Below are 20,182 nucleotides of genomic sequence, written 5' to 3'. Positions count from 1 at the left end.
CGTGCGGCGCGGGGCTGACGGAGGATGCGACCCCGTCCCCCTCAGCTTGCGCCCGCCGCGCGGCGGGGCGCAAGCGCCGCATGGCCCCTCAACCCCTGCGAGAAGGGTTTTGCCCAAATCTTGGCCATCCGGGCAGGCGGGCGGCGAAAAATGCGCGGCCCGGCAAAGTCCGGCAAAGCCCGGCCGCCGGAAAAAAATCGCGCGAGGCCGGGGGGTTTCACGAAAATGGCATCGCCCGATGCGTTGGCAGGCGCGGCGGGCTGTGCAACTCTGATCCCGCGCGAACCCGATTGAAGCCATACGCCACATGAAAGGAACGACGACATGCGCCTGATTCTTGCCGCCGCCACCCTTGCCGCGGTTCCGCTTGCCAGCCTGGCCCAGGACGATCCGGTCGGCCAGGCCATCGAGGCCCGCCACGGCTTCTATCAGATGCTGGCGATCAGCATGGGCACGCTGTCGGGCATGGCCAAGGGCGAGATCGCCTATGACGAGGCCGCCGCCAGCCGCGCCGCGGCCAATATCGAGGCGCTGACGCAATACGACCTGCCCGGCCTGTTCATCGCGGGCAGCAGCTCGGCCGATGCCCAGGACAGCGCGGCCAAGCCCGACATCTGGAACAACCCGGACGAATTCAGGTCTAAATTCGCCGGGCTGCAACAGGCCGCCGCCGGCGTGTCCGAGGCGGTCAAGGGCGGTGAAGGCAATGTCGGGCCGGTCGTCGGCAAGCTGGGCGAGGCCTGCAAGGCCTGCCACGACGTCTTCCGCGAGAAAAGCTGATGGCCGGGCGCGGTCCGCTGCGCGAGGTCCGGCTTTGGGACCCGCTGCTGCGCGCGTTCCACTGGCTGCTGGCCTTCTTCGTGATCGCCGGATGGTGCCTGGGCCAGTTCGGTCCGGCCAGGATGACGCTGCATTTCTGGTGCGGCTATGTCGTGGCCGGGCTGCTGGTCTTTCGGCTGGTCTGGGGCTTCGTCGGCCCGGCCCCGGCCCGGTTCTCGCATTTCATCCGCGGGCCGGGCGCCGTCGCCGGCTATATGCGCGGCATGTTCCTGCGCGAGCCCAGCTACTGGCCCGGCCATAACCCGCTGGGGGCGCTGTCGGTCATCGCGCTGCTGGCAGTGCTGGCGGCGCAGGTCACCAGCGGGCTGATCTCGGACCCCGACGACTATATCAATGTCGGCCCGCTGGCCTCTTACGTCAGCAGCGCCACGCGGTCCAAGGCGGTGGGCTGGCACAATCTGGGCGCCAACCTGATCCTGGTCCTGGTGCTGCTGCATGTCGCGATGATCCTGTTCTATCGCTTCTGGAAGCGCGAGGATCTGGTGCGGCCGATGATCACCGGCCGCAAACAGGTTCGTGAGGACTAGGCCGCGGAATTGATCGAATCGCCGTCGCGTGTCAGGCTGGGACATGCCGGGCCTGCGCCCTGGCCTGTCCGGCATGCCTGAACCGCAGGAAGGAGCCGATGATGATCAGCAAGACCGTCGCCCTCGCGCTGGCGCTTTCGATGGCCGCAGTTCCCGCGCTTGCGGACTGCCCGGGCCACAAGAAGATGTCCAGCGACCAGACAGCGGCCACCACGCCGGTCGAACGCCCGGCCACGCCGCCGAGCACGAACAGCTAGCGAAAAGGGCGGAGCCGCCCTTCTCAGTTGAACCTGTTGTCGCGCGGGAAGCCGCGCGGCGCCATGTAGCCTGCGCCCGCCCGCTTGCCGAGCCATTCGGTCAGGTCCGGCTCGCTGCGGGTCCTGCCGCCGGATTCCTGCCAGCGCAGCCCTTCGGCCAGCGTGATGCAGATCGCATCCGACAGCCCGCCATCCTTGTATTTCTGCAGCCGCACGCCCTTGCCGCGCGCCATTTCCGGCAGTTCGGACAGCGGGAAGACCAGCAGCTTGCGGTTCTGGCCCACCACGGCGAGGTGATCGCCGGTCACGCGCCGGCACAGCGCGGCCTCGCCGTTCAGCACCTGCTTGCCGGCGCGGGTCTGCGCCAGGATGTCGGCCCCGGCGACGATGAACCCGTCCCCGGCCTTCGAGGCGACCAGATAACGCTCGCCCTCGCGCCAGGGGAAGATGTCGATCACCGCGGCGTCGTTGGGCAGGTCGATCATCAGCCGCAAGGGCTCGCCCATGCCGCGCCCGCCGGGCAGGCTGTTCGCCGGCAGGGTGTAGAAGCGGCCATTGGCGGCAAAGATCATCAGCTTGTCGGTGGTCTCGGCATGCAGCGCCATGAAGGGGCCGTCGCCATCCTTGAACTTGACCTCGGCATCCAGCGGCTGGTGGCCCTTCATGGCGCGGATCCAGCCCATCTTCGACAGGATCACGGTGATCGGCTCGCGCTCGATCATCGCATCCATGTCGATCTCGGCCACCACGCCGGCCTCGCCGATCTCGGTGCGGCGCTGGCCGCCGGGGGCGGACTTGCCGAATTTCGCCCGGGTCTCGCGCAATTCGCCGGCGATCCTGGCCCATTGCGCGCCCTCGTCGCCCAGCATGGCCGTCAGTTCGGCGCGCTCGGCGGTCAGCTTCTCGTGCTCGGCCCGCAGCTCGATTTCCTCGAGCTTGCGCAGCGCACGCAGGCGCATGTTCAGGATCGCCTCGACCTGCACCTCGGACAGCCGGAACTCGGCCATCATCACCGCCTTCGGGTCTTCCTCGTGACGGATGATCTCGATCACCCGGTCGAGGTTCAGGAAGGCGATCATGTAGCCCTCCAGCACCTCCAGCCGAGCCGCGATCTTGTCCAGCCGGTGGTTCGAGCGCCGCACCAGCACCTCGCGCCGATGATCGAGGAAAGCGCGCAGCACCTCCTTGAGCGAGCAGACCTTGGGCACCCGGCCGTCGATCAGCACGTTCATGTTCAGGCCGAAGCGCACTTCCAGGTCGCTGACCCGGAACAGCGCCGCCATCAGCTGCTCGGGGTCCACGGCGCGGGTGCGCGGCTCCAGCACGATGCGGATGTCCTCGGCCGATTCGTCGCGCACATCGGCCAGGATCGGCACCTTCTTCAGCTGGATGACCTCGGCCAGCCGCTCGATCAGCTTGGATTTCTGCACCTGATAGGGGATCTCGGTCACGACCACCTGCCACTGGCCGCGGCCCAGATCCTCGACCGACCAGCGCGCCCGCAGCCGCAGGCTGCCGCGGCCGGTCCGGTAGGCCTCGGCGATGGTCTCGCGCGATTCGACCAGCACGCCGCCGGTCGGGAAATCCGGGCCGGGGATGATGCTGACCAGCGTATCGTCGCGGGCATCCGGCGCCTTGATCAGATGCAGGCAGGCGTCGATCACCTCGTGCAGGTTATGCGGCGGCACGTTGGTCGCCATGCCCACCGCGATGCCCGAGGCGCCGTTGCACAGCAGGTTCGGAAAGGCGGCGGGCAGCACGATGGGCTCTTCCAGCGTGCCGTCGTAGTTGGGGCGGAAATCGACCGCGTTCTCGGCCAGCCCTTCCATCAGCGCCTCGGCGGCGGCGGTCAGGCGGGCCTCGGTATAGCGGCTGGCGGCGGGGTTGTCGCCGTCGATATTGCCGAAATTGCCCTGCCCGTCCACCAGCGGGTAGCGCATGGCGAAGGGCTGGGCGAGCCGCGCCATGGCGTCGTAGATCGCCGCGTCGCCATGCGGGTGATAATTGCCCATCACGTCGCCGCTGATCTTGGCCGATTTGCGGAAGGCCCCGCTGGGCGACAGCCGCAATTCGCGCATGGCGAACAGGATGCGGCGATGCACCGGCTTCAGCCCGTCGCGGGCATCGGGCAGCGCCCGGTTCATGATCGTCGACAGCGCATAGGTCAGGTAGCGTTCGCCGATGGCGCGCGACAGCGGCTCGGAGCTGGTCTGATCCGCGCTGGGATCGGGCGGGGTCGGATCTGGAAGGTTCGGATCGTCGGACATGGCCGATTGAATAGGCCCGACAACGCCTTCGGTCCAGCCGGAAATGCTCGGCTTGCACAAGGCCCGGCCTTGGCGCAGAACCGCCCGGCAAGGAGGCGCGCATGAAGACCGTTCTGATCACCGGCTGTTCCTCGGGCATCGGGCTGGACGCGGCGCGGCACATGCGCGGGCGCGGCTGGCGCGTCATCGCCACCTGCCGCAAGCCCCAGGATATCGCGGCCCGCCGCGCCGAGGGCTTCGACACCCTGCCGCTGGAACTGGGCTGCGAGGACAGCGTGGCCCGCTGCGCCGAAGCCGCGCTGGCGCTGGGGCGCATCGACGCGCTGGTCAACAACGCCGCCTTCGCCATCCCCGGCGCCGCCGAGGACCTGCCGCGCGGCGCATTGCGGGCTATCTTCGAGGCGAACCTGTTCGGCACCCATGACCTGACCCGCCGGCTGCTGCCGCATTTCCGCGCGCATGGCGGGCGGGTGGTCAACATCAGCTCGGTCCTGGGCCTGGTCGGCATCCCCTGGCGCGGCGCCTATGTGGCGACGAAATTCGCGCTGGAGGGGCTGACCGACGTGCTGCGCGTCGAGATGGCCGATACCGGCGTCAAGGTCATCCTGATCGAGCCCGGCCCCATCGGCACGAAGATCCGGCTGAACTCGATCCCGCATTTCGAACGCTGGATCGACTGGCAGTCGAGCCCGCGCGCCGAGCAATACCGCCGCACGCTGCTGAAGCGCCTCTACGAACCGGCCGCGAAGAAGGACCGCTTCGAACTGCCGCCCGCGGCGGTCAGCGCCCGCATCGCCCAGGCGCTGGAAAGCCCGAGGCCCCGCCCGCGCTATTACGTCACCACGCCGACCCATGTCTCGGGCATCGGGCGGCGGCTTCTTTCCACGCGCGCTCTGGACTGGTTCGCGCGCCGCAGCTAGGCTTCGCGCCGAAAGGGCCCGCCCATGCATGACAAACCGCTGTTCTACCTGCTCGCGATCTGCTGCCTTGCGGTGGTGGTGATCCTGGCCACCGGCATCGGCGGCTTCGCGCGCGGCGGCGAATTCAACCGCAAGCACGGCAACCGCATGATGCGCTGGCGCATCATCGCCCAGGCGATCGCCATCGCGGTCTTCCTGCTTTATCTCTGGGTCAGGAGCTAGCCCATGGTCGTCCTCAACAAGATCTACACCCGCACGGGCGACAAGGGCGAAACCGCGCTGTCGAACGGCGAGCGCGTGCCCAAGCATTCCCTGCGGGTCGAGGCTTACGGCACGGTGGACGAGCTCAACGCCACGCTGGGCCTTGCCCGCCTGCATGCCACGGGCGAGATCGCGGCGCGCATCGCGGTGATCCAGAACGACCTTTTCGACCTCGGCGCCGACCTGTCGCGCCCGCGCATGGACGAGGATGCCGAGGCGCCCTATCCGGTGCTGCGCATCATCGACGCCCAGGTCGAGCGGCTGGAATCGGAAATCGACGCGATGAATGCCGGGCTTTCGGCCCTGCGCAGCTTCATCCTGCCGGGCGGCTCGGCGCTATCGGCGCATCTGCACCTGTCGCGCACCGTGGCGCGGCGGGCCGAGCGCGCCGCCGTGGCGCTGGCGGCGACCGAGGATGCGAATCCCGCCGCGGTGAAATATCTCAACCGCCTGTCGGACTGGCTGTTCGTGGCGGGGCGCGTCGCCAATGAAAACGGCGCGCAGGATATCCTGTGGGTGCCAGGAGCCAGCCGTTAGCGACAACATGACGGAATGGAAATGTTACGACGCGTTACGGTCGTTTTTTCCCTGTCATTGCCGCCGACGGCCCGCTAACAAACCCTCCGAACAGGTGACGCAACCAAAGGGGAGAGGCCGATGAAGGTTCTCGTGCCAGTGAAGCGCGTGATCGACTACAACGTGAAGGCGCGCGTTAAGAGCGACGGCTCCGGTGTCGATTTGGCGAATGTGAAGATGTCGATGAACCCGTTCGACGAGATCGCGGTCGAGGAGGCGATCCGTCTGAAGGAGAAGGGTCAGGCCGAGGAGGTCATTGCGGTTTCCATCGGCGTCAAGCAGGCGGCCGAGACGCTGCGCACGGCGCTGGCCATGGGCGCGGACCGGGCGATCCTGGTCGTGGCTGCGGACGACGTGCATCAGGACATCGAGCCGCTGGCGGTGGCGAAGATCCTCGCCGCGGTGGCCAAGGCCGAGGGCACCGAGCTCATCATCGCCGGCAAGCAGGCCATCGACAACGACATGAACGCCACTGGCCAGATGCTGGCGGCGATCCTGGGCTGGGCGCAGGCGACCTTCGCCAGCAAGGTCGAGATCGAGGGCGGCAAGGCCAAGGTCACCCGCGAGGTCGATGGCGGCCTCCAGACCATCGCGGTCAGCCTGCCGGCGGTGGTCACCGCCGACCTGCGGCTGAACGAACCGCGCTATGCCTCGCTGCCGAATATCATGAAGGCGAAGAAGAAGCCGCTCGACGAGAAGACCGCCGGTGATTACGGCGTCGACGTCGCGCCGCGGCTCGAGGTGGTCTCGGTGCGCGAGCCCGAGGGCCGCAAGGCCGGCATCAAGGTCGGCTCGGTGGACGAGCTGGTGGGCAAGCTGAAAGAAGCGGGGGTGATCTGATGGCTGTTCTGCTGCTTGGCGAAGTCACGAATGGCGAGCTGAACCGCGACGCGACGGCGAAGGCGGTGCAGGCGGTCAAGGCGCTTGGCGATGTGACGGTGCTCTGCGCCGGGGCCTCGGCGAAAGCGGCGGCCGAGGAGGCCGCGAAGATCGCCGGCGTGTCGAAAGTGCTGGTGGCCGAGGCCCCGCTCTACGGCCACCGCCTGGCCGAACCGACCGCGGCGCTGATCGTCGGCCTGGCCGGGGATTACGACCACATCGCCGCGCCGGCGACCACCGATGCCAAGAACGTCATGCCGCGGGTTGCGGCGCTTCTCGACGTGATGGTGCTGTCGGACGTCTCGGCCATCCTCGACGCCGAGACCTTCGAGCGGCCGATCTATGCCGGCAACGCCATCCAGGTGGTGAAGTCGAAGGACGCGAAGAAGGTCTTCACCATCCGCACGGCAAGCTTCGACGCGGCGGGCGAGGGCGGTTCGGCCGCCGTGGCCGAGACCGCCGCTGCCGCCGATCCGGGCCTGTCGGCCTGGGTTGCCGACGAGGTGGCCGAGAGCGACCGTCCCGAGCTGACCTCGGCGAAACGCGTGGTCTCGGGCGGCCGCGGCCTCGGCTCGAAGGAGAGCTTCGCCATCATCGAAGAGCTGGCCGACAAGCTCGGCGCCGCGGTGGGCGCCTCGCGGGCGGCGGTGGACAGTGGCTACGCCCCGAACGACTGGCAGGTCGGGCAGACCGGCAAGGTCGTCGCCCCCGAGCTTTACGTCGCGGTGGGCATCTCCGGCGCCATCCAGCACCTTGCGGGGATGAAGGACAGCAAGGTGATCGTGGCGATCAACAAGGACGAGGAGGCGCCGATCTTCCAGATCGCCGATTACGGCCTGGTGGGCGACCTGTTCACCGTGGTGCCGGAACTGACCGGGAAGCTCTGAGGGCTTTCACCGTTTCGCAAATACTCCGGGGGAGCGCCCCTGAGGCCCCGTCGAGGGGCCGCAGGGGCGCGGGGGCAGAGCCCCCAACCGCCCGGAACATATCCCGAAAACCGCCCGGCCGCCCGCCGGGCGGTTTTTACATTGAACCTTCGGGGCGCTTGCGCCTATCGTCCCGACTGACCGACAAAAGGATGAGGTTCATGGCGATTCAATCGGTGGGCGTGATCGGCGCCGGGCAGATGGGCAACGGCATTGCCCATGTCTTCGCGCTGGCGGGCTATGACGTGCTGATGACCGACATCTCGCGCGAGGCGCTGGACAAGGCCGTGGCGCAGATCGACCACAACCTGGACCGCCAGGTCAGCCGCGGCAAGATCTCGGCCGAGGACAAGGATGCGGCGATGAAGCGCATCACCACCACCATGACGCTTTCCGATCTGGGCAAGACCGACCTGATCATTGAGGCCGCGACCGAGCGCGAGACCGTCAAGCAGGCGATCTTCGAGGATCTGCTGCCGCATCTGAAGCCCGAAACCATCCTGACCTCGAACACCTCGTCGATCTCGATCACCCGGCTGGCCAGCCGCACCGACCGCCCCGAACGCTTCATGGGCTTCCATTTCATGAATCCGGTCCCGGTCATGCAGCTGGTCGAGCTGATCCGCGGCATTGCCACCAACGAGGAGACCTACAAGGCCCTTGTGGAAGTGGTCGAGAAGATCGGCAAGACCTCGGCCAGCGCCGAGGATTTCCCCGCCTTCATCGTCAACCGCATCCTGATGCCGATGATCAACGAGGCGGTCTATACGCTTTACGAGGGCGTCGGCTCGGTCAAGTCCATCGACCAGTCGATGAAGCTGGGCGCCAACCATCCGATGGGGCCGCTGGAGCTGGCGGATTTCATCGGCCTCGATACCTGCCTGGCGATCATGAACGTGCTGCACGAGGGGCTGGCGGACACGAAATACCGGCCCTGCCCGCTTCTGGTGAAATATGTCGAGGCGGGCTGGCTGGGCCGCAAGACCGGGCGCGGATTCTACGACTATTCCGGCGAGGAGCCGGTGCCGACGCGATAGGGGGCTCTGCCCCCATGCTTGAGCGGCCCCTCGACGGGGCCGCTCAAGCATTCCCCCGGGATATTTGGGCAAGAAAGAAGCTCAGGTTTTCTTGCCGATGCGGGGCTCTGTCCCGGCCAGGATGCGGCTGATATTGGCGTGGTGGCGGATGAAGATCAGCGCCGCCATGAACACCGTCACCGCCGCCATGCGCGGGCCGTCGAGCCAGAGGGCGAGGAAAGGCGTCAGCGCCGCCGCCACCAGCGCCGAGAGCGAGGAGATCCGGCCGACCAGCGCGGTCAGCAGCCAGATCCCGCAGGCCGCGAGGCCGAGCCGCCAGTCGAGCGCCAGAACCGTGCCAAGGAAGGTGGCGACACCCTTGCCGCCCCGGAACCCCAGCCAGACCGGGAACAGGTGGCCCAGGAAGGCCGCCGCCCCCGCGACCAGCGCCGCTTCGGGACCGGCGAGCCAGCGCGCCAGCAGCACGGCGATGGCGCCCTTGCCGCTGTCCAGGACCAGCGTCGCCAGCGCCGCCGGCTTGTTGCCGGTGCGCAGCACGTTGGTGGCGCCGATATTGCCCGAGCCGATCCGGCGCAGGTCGCCCAGCCCCAGCGCCCGGGTGATGACGATGCCGAAGGGCACCGAGCCCAGAAGATAGCCGATCACGGCCCAGAGGATCAGGCTCATGCGTCCGCTCCGAAGACGCGGCGCCCGGCGACCCAGGTGCCCAGCACCCTGCCCTCCATCCGCGCACCGTCAAAGGGGGTGTTCTTCGACTTCGACAGCAGGGTGAAGCGGTCCAGCACGAAGGGCGCGTCCGGGTCGAACAGCAGCAGGTCGGCCGGCGCCCCCGCCGCAAGCCGCCCGCCGGGCAGGCCGAGGCGGCGCGCCGGATTGAGCGACATGGCCCGCCAGAGCTGCGGCAGGCTCAGCCCGCCCTGATGGTAAAGCCGCATCGCCGCCGGCAGCAGGGTCTGCAGCCCCACCGCGCCCGGCGCCGCCTCGGCGAAGGGCAGGCGCTTGCTTTCCTCGTCCTGCGGGGTGTGGAAGCTGGCGATCACGTCGATCAGCCCCTCGGCCACCGCCTCGACCATGGCCAGCCGGTCCTCCTCGGAGCGCAAGGGCGGGGTGAAGCGGAAGAAGGTGCGATAGCCGCCGACATCGTATTCGTTCAGCGTCAGGTGATGGATCGAGATGCCGGCACTGACGTCCAGCCCCGCCTCGCGCGCGCGGCGCAGCGCCGGCAGGCTGGCCGCAACGGTGATCTGGTCGGCATGGTAGCGGGCGCCGGTCATCGCCACCAGCGCCAGGTCGCGGTCGAGCCCCATCACCTCGGCCATGGGCGAAACCGCCGGCAGGCCGTAAAGCGAGGCGAACTTGCCGCCGGTCGCCGCCGCGCCTTTCGACAGGCCCGGCTCCTGCGGATGGCCGACGATCAGCGCGCCCAGGCCGCGGGCATAGGTCATGCAGCGCGACAGGAGCCGGGTGTCCGAGACCACCCGCACCCCGTCGGTGAAGGCCACGGCGCCGGCATCCTGCAGAAAGCCCATCTCGACCATTTCGCGCCCTTCGCGGGCGCGGGTCAGCGCCGCCATGTGGCGGATGTTCACCGGCGCGTCGGCCGCCCGGCGGGTGGCGAATTCCAGCGATTCCGGCGCATCGATCGGCGGCATCGTGTCGGGCCGCGCAATCACCGTGGTCACGCCCCCCGCCGCCGCCGCCAGCCCGGCGCTGCGGAAGCTTTCCTTGTGCCGCTCGCCCGGCTCGCCGATCTTGACGCCCCAGTCGATCAGCCCGGGCGCGAGGCATTTGCCGCCGCAGTCGATCAGCTCGGCGCCTTGCGGAGCGTCGGCGCCCATGGCCTCGATCACGCCGTCGCGGACGGTCAGCGAACCTTCCTCGACCGATTGCGCCTCGGGGTCGACCAGCCGGGCATTGTGGAAGTGCAGGATCATGCCATCATCTCCGCCGCCTTGGCGCCGCGCTCGGCGCGCAGGTTGCGTGCCAGCAGGTCCATCGCCGCCATGCGCACCGCGACGCCCATTTCCACCTGATCCTGGATCACCGAACGGTTGATGTCGTCGGCGATGGTGCCGTCGATCTCGACCCCGCGATTCATCGGCCCCGGATGCATGACGATGGCATCGGGCGCCGCCAGCGCCAGCTTCTCGGCGTCCAGCCCCCAGCGGTGGTAGTATTCCCGCTCGGACGGGATGAAGCCGCCGTCCATCCGTTCCCGCTGCAGGCGCAGCATCATCACCACATCGGCGCCCTTCAGCCCCTCGCGCATGTCCTCATAGACCTCGCAGCCCCAGTCCCGCGCCCCCGAGGGCATCAGCGTCGCCGGGCCGACCAGCCGCAGCCGGTTCTCCATCTTGCCGAGCAGGATCAGGTTCGAGCGCGCGACGCGGCTATGCGCGATATCGCCGCAGATCGCCACGGTCAGCCGGTGCAGCCGCCCCTTGGCGCGGCGGATGGTCAAGGCGTCCAGAAGCGCCTGGGTCGGATGCTCGTGCCGCCCGTCGCCCGCGTTCAGCACCGCGCAATTCACCTTCTGCGCCAGCAGGTCCACGGCGCCCGACTGCGGATGGCGCACCACCAGCAGGTCGGGATGCATGGCGTTCAGCGTCAGCGCGGTGTCGATCAGCGTCTCGCCCTTCTTCACCGAACTGGTCTGCATCGCCATGTTCATCACATCGGCGCCCAGCCGCTTGCCGGCCAGCTCGAAGCTCGACTGCGTGCGGGTCGAGTTTTCGAAGAACATGTTGATCTGCGTCATCCCCGCCAAGGCATCGGAATGCTTCACCGTGCGGCGGTTCAGATCCACATAGGTCTCGGCCAGGTCGAGAAGCGTGGTGATCTCGGGCGGGGCGAGCGGCTCGATCCCCAGAAGATGGCGGGCACGGAACATGGCTTGGGTCCCCCAGGTCGCGGTCGGCCCTCTATGGCAAAAGCCGCGCGGCCCGGCAAGCGGCCCCGGCCCCGATATCGGCCCCTTGCATCGGCGCGGATTTTGCCGCATCGCGGAACGATGAACAGCAAGGGCCATGTCAGCTTCGTCTCGTCAGGACCGGGGGACCCGGACCTGCTGACCCTGCGCGCCGCGCGCCTGCTGGCCCAGGCGGATGTGGTGCTTTACGACGACCTCGCCTCGGGCCCGGTGCTGGACCAGGCCGGGCCGCAGGCCGAGCGCATCCCGGTCGGCAAGCGCGCCGGCCGCCCCTCGGCCAAGCAGGAAAACGTCAACGCCCTGCTGGTCGAACATGCACAGGCCGGCAAGCATGTGGTGCGGCTGAAATCCGGCGATTCCGGCATCTTCGGCCGGCTCGAGGAAGAGTTGACGGCGCTGCGCCGCCACGCCATCCCGTTCCAGATCGTGCCGGGCGTGCCCTCGGCCATGGCCGCCGCCGCCGTCGCCGGTCTGCCGCTGACCCGGCGCCAGACCGCGCGCCGGCTGCAATTCGTCACCGGCGCCGACGTGACCGGCGGCTTGCCCGAGGACCAGAACTGGGCGGCACTGGCCGATCCGCGCGCCACCACCGTGGTCTTCATGGGCCAGCGCACCTTCCCGCGCATGGCGGCGCTGCTGGTCGAGAACGGCCTGCCCCCCGACACGCCGGCGCTGCTGGCCGAGGCGGTGGGCCATCCGCACCAGCGCCTGGTCCGCAGCACCGTGACCGGCCTTGCCGCGCAGCTTGCAAGCGAAGGCCCCAGCCCGCATCCGGCGCTGATCCTCTACGGCCCGCTGGCCGAGGGGAACTGAGCCCTTCACCGTTTTCCAAATACTCAATATTGCGCCCGTGCGCCCATGGACTATGCTGGCCGCCGAGAGAGGACCGCCATGCTGGGTTTCGTCACCATCCAGGACCATGCGCCGGGCGCCGGCGACCGGCTGCTCACCGCCACGGCCGAGCGGCTGGCCGCCGCCGGGCTGCGGCTGGCCGGCGCGGTGCAGATCAATACCGAGCCGGCGCCGGGCTGCGAATGCGACATGGACCTGCGCATCCTCGGCGATGACGGCCCCTTGGTGCGCATCACCCAGTCGCTGGGCGCGGGCTCGCAGGCCTGCCGGCTGGACAGCGAGGCGCTGACCCGCGCCGTCGCCCGCACCGAATCGGTTCTGGACCGCGGCGCCGAGCTGCTGATCGTCAACAAGTTCGGCAAGCAGGAATGTTTCGGCCGCGGCTTTCGCGACACCATCGCCCGGGCGCTGGCCGCGGGCATCCCGGTGCTGGTGCATGTCCCCGACGAACAGCTGCCGGGCTTTCGCGACTTCGCCGGCGATATGGCCGAACATGTCGCGGCCGAGCGCATCGAGGACTGGTGCCGCACGCAGCTGGCCCGCCCTGCCGCATGAGCCTGCTGCCATGAGCCTGCAGATCGACGCGCGCGGCCTTCTGTGCCCCCTGCCGGTGCTGCGGCTGCGCAAGCGGCTGATGGCGCTGCCCCGGGGCGCGCGTGTCACGCTGCTGGCCACCGACCCCGCCGCGGTGATCGACGTGCCGCATTTCTGCGCCGAATCCGGCCACCGGCTGATCGGCAGCCGCGAGGTGGCGCCGGGCGAGACCGAATATACCGTCGAGCGCGGCCCCGCCTGCGCCATCGCCGCGGACTGATGCTGGCGATCTTCGTGAAGACCCTGCCCTTCTTTCTCGTCATCGGCACGGGCTGGCTGGCGGGGCGCACGCGCTTCTTCCCGCCCGAGGCGACCGGCTGGCTGACGAAATTCGTCTTCTACTTCGCGCTTTCGGCCATGCTGTTCCGCTTTGCCGCGACGCTGGACGTGGCCAGCCTCTTCGACCCCGCTTTCGTCCTGGCCTATCTGTCAGGCTCGGCCGCGCTTTGGGCCCTGGGTTTCGCGGTGGCGCGCTGGCGCCGCCAGCCGCTCGTCACCGCGGCGATGGAGGCGCATACGGCAATGACCGGCAATACCGGCTTTCTGGGCGTGCCGATGCTGGTCGTGCTGCTGGGCGAACGCGCCATCGGCCCGGTGCTGATGGTGCTGACCATCGACATGGTGGTGTTCTCGACCCTCATCACCCTGATCGTCACCGCGGCAAGGCAGGGGCGGGTGCGACTCTCGACGCTGGCGCCCTTGCTGCGCGGCATCGTCTCGAACCCGATGATCGTCTCGATGCTGGCCGGCCTGGCCTGGGCCGGGCTGCACCTGCCGATGCCGGGCCCGCTGGACGAGTTCCTGGCGCTGCTCGGCGCCTCGGCCACGCCGGGGGCGCTCTTCGCCATCGGTGCCAGCCTCGCCGGCCGCGCGGCCGAGCGCATGGGCCCGGCGCTCTGGCTCAGCTTCGCCAAGCTGGTGCTGCATCCGCTGGCCGTGGGCATCGCCGCGCTGGCGGTCTTCGGGGTCGAGCCCTATGCGGCGGGGGTGATGATCGCCGCCGCCAGCCTGCCGGTCGCGGGCAATGTCTATATCCTCGCGCAATATTTCGGCACCGCCGTGCAGCGCGTCTCGGCGGCCATCCTGATCTCGACCGCGGCCAGCATCGCCACGGTTCCCGTCGTCATTCACTGGATCACGAAAGGCTAGACCATGCGCGACATCTCGGCCCTGACGCTCGACAACCTGCTGTTTCGGATGGACGAGGACGGCATCGCCACCGTCACGCTGAACCGCGCCGCCAAGCGCAACGCGCTGAGCGCCGAGACCATCGAGGAGCTGGTCGAGGTCTTTTCCGCCCTGCCCGCCTCGGGCGCCCGCGCCGTGGTGCTGCGCGCCGAGGGGCCGCATTTCTGCGCCGGGCTGGACCTGGTCGAGCACGGGCGCGAGCAGCGCAGCCCCGCCGAGTTCATGCGCATCTGCCTGCGCTGGCACGAGGCATTCAACAAGATCGAATACGGCGGCGTGCCGGTCATCGCGGCGCTGAAGGGCGCGGTGGTCGGCGGCGGGCTGGAGCTGGCCTCCTCGGTCCATATCCGGGTCATGGACGAGACCACCTATTTCGGCCTGCCCGAGGGCCAGCGCGGGCTGTTCACCGGCGGCGGCGCCACCATCCGCGTGCCGCGGCTGATCGGCCAGGCGCGCATGGTGGACATGATGCTGACCGGCCGGCTTTATTCCGGCGAGGAGGCGGTGCAGGTCGGGCTGGCGCAATACCGGGTCGCGGACAGCGAGGCCAAGGCCTATGAGCTGGCCCGCCGGGTGGCGCAGAACACGCCCTTGTCGAATTTCGCCGCCTGCTCGGCGATCTCGCACATGCAGAACATGTCGGGGCTGGACGCCGCCTATGCCGAATCCATGGTCGCCGGCATCGTCAACACCCAAGACGCGGCCAAGGGCCGGCTGGACAGCTTCGCCCAGGGCACGGCGCAGAAGATCAAGCCGGAGGCCGAGGCGGGCTGACCGCCCGACCGCGGCCGCCCGGGTCAGTCCACCGGCCGGATCAGCTTCTTCTCCAGCACCCGCAGCACGGTGGGCAGGTCGTGGCCGCGCTTGAGGATGCGCCCATCCATGCCGATCACCGCATATTGTCCCTGCGCGTTGCGCAGCTTGGGCCGCTTTTCGATGCGATAGAGCGGATGCTCGGCCGCCCGGCGAAACACCGAGAACACCGCCATGTCGCGCAGGAAGGACATGGCATAGTCGCGCCACTCGCCCGCCGCGACCATGCGCCCGTAAACCGACAGGATGACGCCCAGTTCGGCCCGGTCGAAGGCCACGCGATCATGCTCGGACGGGAAACCGAAGGGCATATTCATCATAGACGAATGGTGACACCGCCCCGGCACGCAATCAACGAAAAAGGGCCGCCGCGCGCCAGTTTGCCGATCTGCCCGCAACGCCCGGCGTCAAAACCCGGCGCGCTGCCGCCCGGCCATGCGCGCCAGCGTGCCGTCGCGCCACATCCCCTCATGCACGCCCACCATGACGACATGGCCCGCGATCAGCGCCAGCAGCAGCCAGGCCATCTCGCCATGCAGCGCATCGCCGATCCCCACCATCCAGCCGATCGGCGGCTGCCGGGCGGCGAAGATCTCGAAGCCGAAGGGGGCAAAGGCGCGCTCGCCGCCATAGGCGCGCAGCAGGGCGGCGAACGGCACCAGGGCCATCACCAGATACAGCGCCCCATGGCCCAGCCGCGCCGCCAGCCCCAACAGCCCCGCGCCATGGTCGGGCCGGTTGCGGCGGTTCGCCAGCGCCCAGAGCACCCGCAGCACGATCAGCAGGAACAGAACCGTGCCGACCTTCTGATGCGAGCCGACGAAGAAGGACACCAGCGGCGTGCGGCCCAGGACCAGCCGCAACCCCATGCCCAGGAACTGCCACAGCATCAGCGCGGCGATGCTCCAATGCAGCAGCCGCGTCAGCTTGCCATAGAGCCGGGCGGAGTCGCGCCAGGGAAGGGAATCGGGGGTCATGGCGGCTCCTGCGCGGTCCGGTCGCGCCCGGGTAAAGTTGACTAATTTTCTTAGCGACAGTATGGCCATGGCCCGAAACGGGCAAGACCCGCGAACCTGTCTGCGGGGTAACATGGTCGTCAGCATCCGTTTCGTTTCCGTTTCCCTTGTGCCTGCCAAGGTGTGGCCCAGATGAATGCTCAGAATCGCGACCTCCCGACCGAGACCGGCTGCCCGCTGACCGAGGCGCAGGAGGGGCTTTGGTATGTCCAGGCGCTGGACCCGGACAACCCGATCCTGAACACCGGGCAATATCTGGAACTGACCGGCCCGCTGGACCGCGACGCGCTGGCCCAAGCCGTACAGCGCACCATCGCCGAGACCCCGGCCCTGGCGCTGCGCTTCGCCGCCGGGCCCGAGGGGCCGCGGCAATGGCTGGGCCTGCCGCCGATCCTGGGCTTTGCCGACCTCTCGGCCCAGCCCGATGCCGAGGCGCAGGCACTGGCGCAGATGCAGGCCGACAGCCGCCGCCCCTTGGACCTTGCGCGCGAGCCGGCCGGGGCGCTGGCCCTGATCGCACTCGGCCCCGAGCGGCATTTCCTTTACGAGCGCATCCACCACCTGGCCATCGACGGCTACGGCATGGTGCTGGTGACCAACCGCATCGCCGCGCATTACGCCGCGCTGGTGGCGGGGACGCCCGAGCCCGAGCCCTTCGGCCCGCTGGCGCTGGCGGCCGAGGAGGACGCGGCCTGGCGCGCCTCGCCCCGGCGCGCGGCAGATCGGGACTGGTGGCACGCCCAGCTTGCGGGCCTGCCCGAGGTCGCGGGCCCGGCGCCGGGCCGTGCGGTCAGCGGCCATGACTTCCTGCGCGATTCGCGCCGGTTGCCGCAGGCGCTGCTGGACCGGCTGGCCGCCTATGCCGCCCGGCACCGGCTGGGCTGGCCGGATGTGCTGAACGCGCTTTGCGGCGCCTATCTGGCGCGCTGGACGGGGGGCGAGGCGGTGATCGGCCTGCCCTTCATGGCGCGGATGGGTCGCAGGATCGCGCAGGTGCCTTGCATGGCGATGAACGTGCTGCCGCATCGGCTGCGGCTGGACGAGGACGCGCCGCTGCCCGAATGGCTGGCCGCCCAGTCGAAGGCCATGGCCCAGGCCCGCCGCCGCGGCCTCTATCGCAGCGAGCTTCTGCGGCGCGAACTGGGGCTGGTCGGCGGCACGCGGCGGCTTTACGGTCCGCTTGTGAACGTGCAGCCCTTTGACAAGCCGCCGGAATTCCCGGGGCTCGACTGCCGGCTGCACATCCTGGGCGCCGGGGCGGTGGACGACCTGACGCTGACCTTCCGCGGCGACCCGGAAGCGGGCATGATCTTCGAGGTGGACGCGAACCCCGCGCTCTACACCCCCGAGGAGGTGCGCGGCCATGGCGACCGGCTGGCGGCCTTCCTGGCCGCGGCGCTTGCCGCCGAAACCCTGGCCGAGGTGCCGACCGCCAGTCCCGCCGAGATCGCCGCGGCAAGGGCGCGGGCCGAGGCGACGCGCCACCCCCTGCCCGACACCACCCTGACCGCGCTGATCGAGGCGCAGCTTGCCGCCACGCCCCAGGCCCCCGCCGTCAGCTTCGGCGCGGACAGCCTGGACTTCGCGGCGCTCGACCGCCGCAGCGCCGCCCTGGCCGCGCGGCTGCAAGAGCTTGGCGCCGGTCCCGACCGCATCGTCGCGGTGGCGCTGGAACGCTCGCTGGAGCTGCCCGTGGCGCTGCTGGCGATCCTGCGCGCGGGCGCCGCCTATCTGCCCCTGGACCCGGCGCATCCGCCCGAGCGCATCGCCCGCATCCTGGCGCAGGCCCGGCCGGCCGCGGTGCTGACCTCGGCCGATCTGGCCGGGCTGTTCCCCCCGGGCACCGGGCTGCTGCTACCCGCCGACTGGCCCACCGACCCGCCGGTCGAAGGCCGCCCCAAGGCCGCGCCGGCGCCGGACGATCTGGCCTATGTGATCTTCACCTCGGGCTCGACCGGCGAGCCGAAGGGCGTCGCCGTCGAGCATCGCGCCATCGTCAACCGCCTGCTGTGGATGCAGGCGCATTACGGCATCAATGCCAGCGACCGCATCCTGCAAAAGACCCCGGCAACCTTCGACGTCTCGGTTTGGGAGTTCTTCCTGCCGATGATCGCCGGGGCCGAGCTGGTCATGGCGCCGCCCGGCGCGCATCGCGACCCCGCCGCCATCGCCCGGCTGATCCGGGACCGCGGGATCACCACCTGCCATTTCGTGCCCTCGATGCTCTCGGCCTTCCTGGCCTCGCCCGCCTCGCAGGGGCTGGCGATGGCCCGCGTCTTCTGTTCGGGCGAGGAGCTGACGGCGGATCAGCGCGACCGCTTCCACGCCCGCATCCGGGCCGAGCTGCACAACCTCTACGGCCCGACCGAGGCGGCGGTGGATGTCAGCTTCTGGCCCGCCGGGCCCGAGGACCGCGCGAACCCGGTCCCCATCGGCTTTCCGGTCTGGAACACGGCGCTGGAGGTGCTGGACGAGCGCATGCGCCCGGTGCCGCCGGGCCTGGCCGGGCACCTGTATCTGGGCGGCGTGCAGCTGGCGCGCGGCTATCTGGGCCGGCCCGACCTGACGGCGGAACGCTTCGTCGACGCCCCCCAGGGGCGGCTTTACGCCACCGGCGACCTGGCGCGGCTGCGGCCGGACGGGGCGGTGGTCTATCTGGGCCGCTCGGACCATCAGGTGAAGATCCGCGGGCTGCGCGTCGAGCTGGGCGAGATCGAGGCGGCGATCATGGCCTCGGGCCTGGCCCGCGAGGCGGTGGTGATCGCGCGCGAGGACCATGCCGGCGAAAAGCGCCTCGTCGCCTATCTGGTGCCGGCGGCGGATTGGCGGCCTGGCCTGCTGGCCGAGCGGCTGTCGGCCAGCCTGCCCGCCTATATGCTGCCCGCGGCCGAAGTGGCGCTGAAGGCCCTGCCCGTCACCGCGAACGGCAAGCTGGACCGCAAGGCGCTGCCGGCGCCGGAATTCGCCGCCGCCGGCCGGGCGGCCGAAAGCGCGACCGAGCGCCTGCTGGCGCGGCTTTACGCCGAGATCCTGCACCTGGACGCCCCCGCCCCGGCCGAGGCGGATTTCTTCGCCCTCGGCGGCGATTCGCTTTCCGCCGTGCGGCTGGCGCAGGCGCTGGAGGCCGCGACCGGCCGCGATCCGGGCTTGGGCACCATTTTCGAGCAGCCGGTGCTGGCCGCCCTGGCCGCCGCGCTGGATGCGCAGGCGCCCCGTGACGACGGGCTTGGCCCGCTGATCCTGCTGGCCGAGGGCGACCCGCAAGCCGCGCCGCTGTTCCTGATCCACCCGGCCGGCGGCCTGGCCTGGGGCTATCGCGGGCTGGCGCGGCGCATCGCCCCGGCGCGGCGGGTCTGGGGCTTGCAGCATCCCGGCCTCGACCCGGCGGTGGCCATGCCCGAGAGCCTGGCGGCGCTGGCCCGGGACTATGCGCAGCGCATCGCGGCGCTGGTGCCGGAAGGCCAGCCGGCGCATCTGGCAGGCTGGTCGGTCGGCGGCATCCTGGCGCAGGACATCGCGGTGATCCTGTCCGAGACCGGGCGCGAGCCCGGCCTGGTCGCCATGCTCGACAGCTATCCCTGCGATGCCTGGCGGGACGAGCCCGAGCCCGATCCGGTCGCCGCCCTGCGCGCCCTGCTGGCCATCGCCGGCTACGATCCCGAGGCGCATCGCGACCTGGACACGCGCGAGGCGGTGGTGGCCTTCCTGCGCCGGGGGGACAGCGCGCTTGGCGCCCTGCCCGAGCCGGTTCTGGACGGGGTGGTGCGCACGGTGACCGGCACCAACCGGCTGATCCGCGGCCATCACCACCGCCGCTTCGGCGGCACCGTCACGCATTTCCGCGCCGCGCGCGACCACAAGGACCGCATGCTGACGCCCGAAATGTGGGCGCCCTATGCCACCCGGCTGGAGGTCATCGACCTGCCCTTCCTGCATGCCGAAATGACCTCGGCCGAGGCCACGGCGCTGATCGCGCCCGAACTCAGCCAGAGGCTGGATCGGGGCTGACGGCCGGGCGGCCGGGCCCTGCCGCCGGGCGCATCGCGGCCGGCGTTCCGGCGCGCGGAAAGGCCAGCGCGAACACCCCGCTGGCCAGCCCGCCGATCAGCCAGGCGATGCCCAGCAGGATTTCATTCGCATCGGCCTGCAGCTGCGCGATCCCGCGCGAGACGTAAAGGCCGGGAATCCCCTCTTGCACCTGGGCCGCGCCGATCAGGCACAGCCCCACCCCCAGCAGAACCAGGAAATATCTGGCGAACACCATCCGAATCCTCTTTCCTTGCCGGCCGACAGCCAAGCA

The 20,182-nt window shown here is 69.8% G+C and carries 23 protein-coding genes; 15 read left to right on the top strand and 8 right to left on the bottom strand.

The window, feature by feature from the left end:
* Nucleotides 1–41: 41 nt before the first annotated feature.
* Complete coding sequence (locus LOS78_RS09420; RefSeq protein WP_230378049.1) at nt 42–326, bottom strand: hypothetical protein; 285 nt, start codon at nt 324–326, stop codon at nt 42–44.
* On the opposite strand from LOS78_RS09420, the gene LOS78_RS09415 reads away from it, so the two are divergent.
* From LOS78_RS09415 to LOS78_RS09405, 3 genes are all read left to right on the top strand, one after another.
* Nucleotides 325–780, top strand: coding sequence for a cytochrome c (locus LOS78_RS09415; protein ID WP_230378048.1), 456 nt, complete (start codon nt 325–327; stop codon nt 778–780). The genes LOS78_RS09420 and LOS78_RS09415 overlap by 2 nt on opposite strands.
* Nucleotides 780–1,367 carry a cytochrome b/b6 domain-containing protein gene (locus tag LOS78_RS09410; protein ID WP_230378047.1) on the top strand — a complete coding sequence of 196 codons (588 nt, stop codon included), beginning with the start codon at nt 780–782 and terminating at the stop codon, nt 1,365–1,367. The genes LOS78_RS09415 and LOS78_RS09410 overlap by 1 nt, the downstream gene beginning before the upstream one ends.
* Before the next feature lie 101 nt (nt 1,368–1,468).
* A complete protein-coding gene (locus LOS78_RS09405) occupies nt 1,469–1,624 on the top strand; it encodes a hypothetical protein (RefSeq protein ID WP_230378046.1) in 156 nt (51 codons plus the stop codon).
* A 23-nt stretch (nt 1,625–1,647) separates the two neighbouring features.
* On the opposite strand, the gene parC is transcribed toward LOS78_RS09405, so the two are convergent.
* Nucleotides 1,648–3,891 carry a DNA topoisomerase IV subunit A gene (gene parC, locus LOS78_RS09400; protein WP_230378045.1) on the bottom strand — a complete coding sequence of 748 codons (2,244 nt, stop codon included), beginning with the start codon at nt 3,889–3,891 and terminating at the stop codon, nt 1,648–1,650.
* Between the two features lie 101 nt (nt 3,892–3,992).
* Here parC and LOS78_RS09395 point away from each other — a divergent pair, with 101 nt between their 5' ends.
* From LOS78_RS09395 to LOS78_RS09370, 6 genes are all read left to right on the top strand, one after another.
* Complete coding sequence (locus LOS78_RS09395; RefSeq protein WP_230378044.1) at nt 3,993–4,811, top strand: SDR family NAD(P)-dependent oxidoreductase; 819 nt, start codon at nt 3,993–3,995, stop codon at nt 4,809–4,811.
* 24 nt (nt 4,812–4,835) lie between these two features.
* Nucleotides 4,836–5,033, top strand: coding sequence for a twin transmembrane helix small protein (locus LOS78_RS09390; protein WP_024843070.1), 198 nt, complete (start codon nt 4,836–4,838; stop codon nt 5,031–5,033).
* A 3-nt stretch (nt 5,034–5,036) separates the two neighbouring features.
* Nucleotides 5,037–5,609 carry a cob(I)yrinic acid a,c-diamide adenosyltransferase gene (locus LOS78_RS09385; RefSeq protein ID WP_028714670.1) on the top strand — a complete coding sequence of 191 codons (573 nt, stop codon included), beginning with the start codon at nt 5,037–5,039 and terminating at the stop codon, nt 5,607–5,609.
* A gap of 120 nt (nt 5,610–5,729) precedes the next feature.
* A complete protein-coding gene (locus LOS78_RS09380; protein WP_230378043.1) occupies nt 5,730–6,488 on the top strand; it encodes an electron transfer flavoprotein subunit beta/FixA family protein in 759 nt (252 codons plus the stop codon).
* The gene (locus LOS78_RS09375; RefSeq protein ID WP_230378042.1) at nt 6,488–7,414 is read left to right on the top strand and encodes an electron transfer flavoprotein subunit alpha/FixB family protein; all 927 of its coding nucleotides are present in this window, start codon (nt 6,488–6,490) and stop codon (nt 7,412–7,414) included. Before LOS78_RS09380 ends, LOS78_RS09375 begins: the two co-directional genes overlap by 1 nt.
* A gap of 200 nt (nt 7,415–7,614) precedes the next feature.
* Nucleotides 7,615–8,490, top strand: a complete 876-nt coding sequence (locus LOS78_RS09370) for a 3-hydroxybutyryl-CoA dehydrogenase (RefSeq protein ID WP_230378041.1) — start codon at nt 7,615–7,617, stop codon at nt 8,488–8,490.
* 81 nt (nt 8,491–8,571) lie between these two features.
* Here LOS78_RS09370 and plsY read toward each other — a convergent pair whose 3' ends face one another.
* From plsY to LOS78_RS09355, 3 genes are read right to left on the bottom strand one after another with little or no spacing between them, the layout of a single operon-like run.
* Complete coding sequence (gene plsY, locus LOS78_RS09365) at nt 8,572–9,156, bottom strand: glycerol-3-phosphate 1-O-acyltransferase PlsY (RefSeq protein ID WP_028713985.1); 585 nt, start codon at nt 9,154–9,156, stop codon at nt 8,572–8,574.
* Complete coding sequence (gene pyrC, locus LOS78_RS09360; protein WP_230378040.1) at nt 9,153–10,424, bottom strand: dihydroorotase; 1,272 nt, start codon at nt 10,422–10,424, stop codon at nt 9,153–9,155. Before pyrC ends, plsY begins: the two co-directional genes overlap by 4 nt.
* Complete coding sequence (locus tag LOS78_RS09355; protein WP_028713983.1) at nt 10,421–11,380, bottom strand: aspartate carbamoyltransferase catalytic subunit; 960 nt, start codon at nt 11,378–11,380, stop codon at nt 10,421–10,423. Before LOS78_RS09355 ends, pyrC begins: the two co-directional genes overlap by 4 nt.
* Before the next feature lie 120 nt (nt 11,381–11,500).
* Between LOS78_RS09355 and cobA the strand changes: the two genes are divergently transcribed.
* The 5 genes from cobA (at nt 11,501) to LOS78_RS09330 (ending at nt 14,827) form a co-directional block, all read left to right on the top strand.
* Nucleotides 11,501–12,232, top strand: coding sequence for a uroporphyrinogen-III C-methyltransferase (gene cobA / locus LOS78_RS09350; protein ID WP_230378039.1), 732 nt, complete (start codon nt 11,501–11,503; stop codon nt 12,230–12,232).
* 78 nt (nt 12,233–12,310) lie between these two features.
* Nucleotides 12,311–12,826 carry a DUF2478 domain-containing protein gene (locus LOS78_RS09345; RefSeq protein ID WP_230378038.1) on the top strand — a complete coding sequence of 172 codons (516 nt, stop codon included), beginning with the start codon at nt 12,311–12,313 and terminating at the stop codon, nt 12,824–12,826.
* A gap of 10 nt (nt 12,827–12,836) precedes the next feature.
* Nucleotides 12,837–13,085, top strand: a complete 249-nt coding sequence (locus LOS78_RS09340; protein ID WP_036698857.1) for a sulfurtransferase TusA family protein — start codon at nt 12,837–12,839, stop codon at nt 13,083–13,085.
* Nucleotides 13,085–14,014 carry an AEC family transporter gene (locus LOS78_RS09335; RefSeq protein WP_230378037.1) on the top strand — a complete coding sequence of 310 codons (930 nt, stop codon included), beginning with the start codon at nt 13,085–13,087 and terminating at the stop codon, nt 14,012–14,014. The genes LOS78_RS09340 and LOS78_RS09335 overlap by 1 nt, the downstream gene beginning before the upstream one ends.
* A 3-nt stretch (nt 14,015–14,017) precedes the next feature.
* Nucleotides 14,018–14,827: a crotonase/enoyl-CoA hydratase family protein gene (locus LOS78_RS09330; RefSeq protein ID WP_028713978.1), complete on the top strand. Its 810-nt coding sequence runs from the start codon at nt 14,018–14,020 to the stop codon at nt 14,825–14,827.
* Between the two features lie 23 nt (nt 14,828–14,850).
* Here LOS78_RS09330 and LOS78_RS09325 read toward each other — a convergent pair whose 3' ends face one another.
* Complete coding sequence (locus LOS78_RS09325; protein ID WP_028713977.1) at nt 14,851–15,183, bottom strand: DUF2794 domain-containing protein; 333 nt, start codon at nt 15,181–15,183, stop codon at nt 14,851–14,853.
* Between the two features lie 90 nt (nt 15,184–15,273).
* Entirely contained in the window at nt 15,274–15,843 is a 570-nt protein-coding gene (locus tag LOS78_RS09320; protein ID WP_230378036.1) for a cytochrome b, read from the bottom strand.
* Between the two features lie 171 nt (nt 15,844–16,014).
* Here LOS78_RS09320 and LOS78_RS09315 point away from each other — a divergent pair, with 171 nt between their 5' ends.
* Nucleotides 16,015–19,890 carry a non-ribosomal peptide synthetase gene (locus LOS78_RS09315; RefSeq protein ID WP_230378035.1) on the top strand — a complete coding sequence of 1,292 codons (3,876 nt, stop codon included), beginning with the start codon at nt 16,015–16,017 and terminating at the stop codon, nt 19,888–19,890.
* On the opposite strand, the gene LOS78_RS09310 is transcribed toward LOS78_RS09315, so the two are convergent.
* Nucleotides 19,865–20,146, bottom strand: a complete 282-nt coding sequence (locus LOS78_RS09310; protein ID WP_230378034.1) for a hypothetical protein — start codon at nt 20,144–20,146, stop codon at nt 19,865–19,867. The two genes, LOS78_RS09315 and LOS78_RS09310, sit on opposite strands and share 26 nt — an antisense overlap.
* Between the last annotated feature and the right edge of the window lie 36 nt (nt 20,147–20,182).

It is taken from the genome of Paracoccus sp. MA, from assembly GCF_020990385.1.
Taxonomy (GTDB): domain Bacteria; phylum Pseudomonadota; class Alphaproteobacteria; order Rhodobacterales; family Rhodobacteraceae; genus Paracoccus.
Note: the sequence above shows the minus strand (reverse complement) of the source record. Positions and strands in the feature narration are given on the sequence as shown.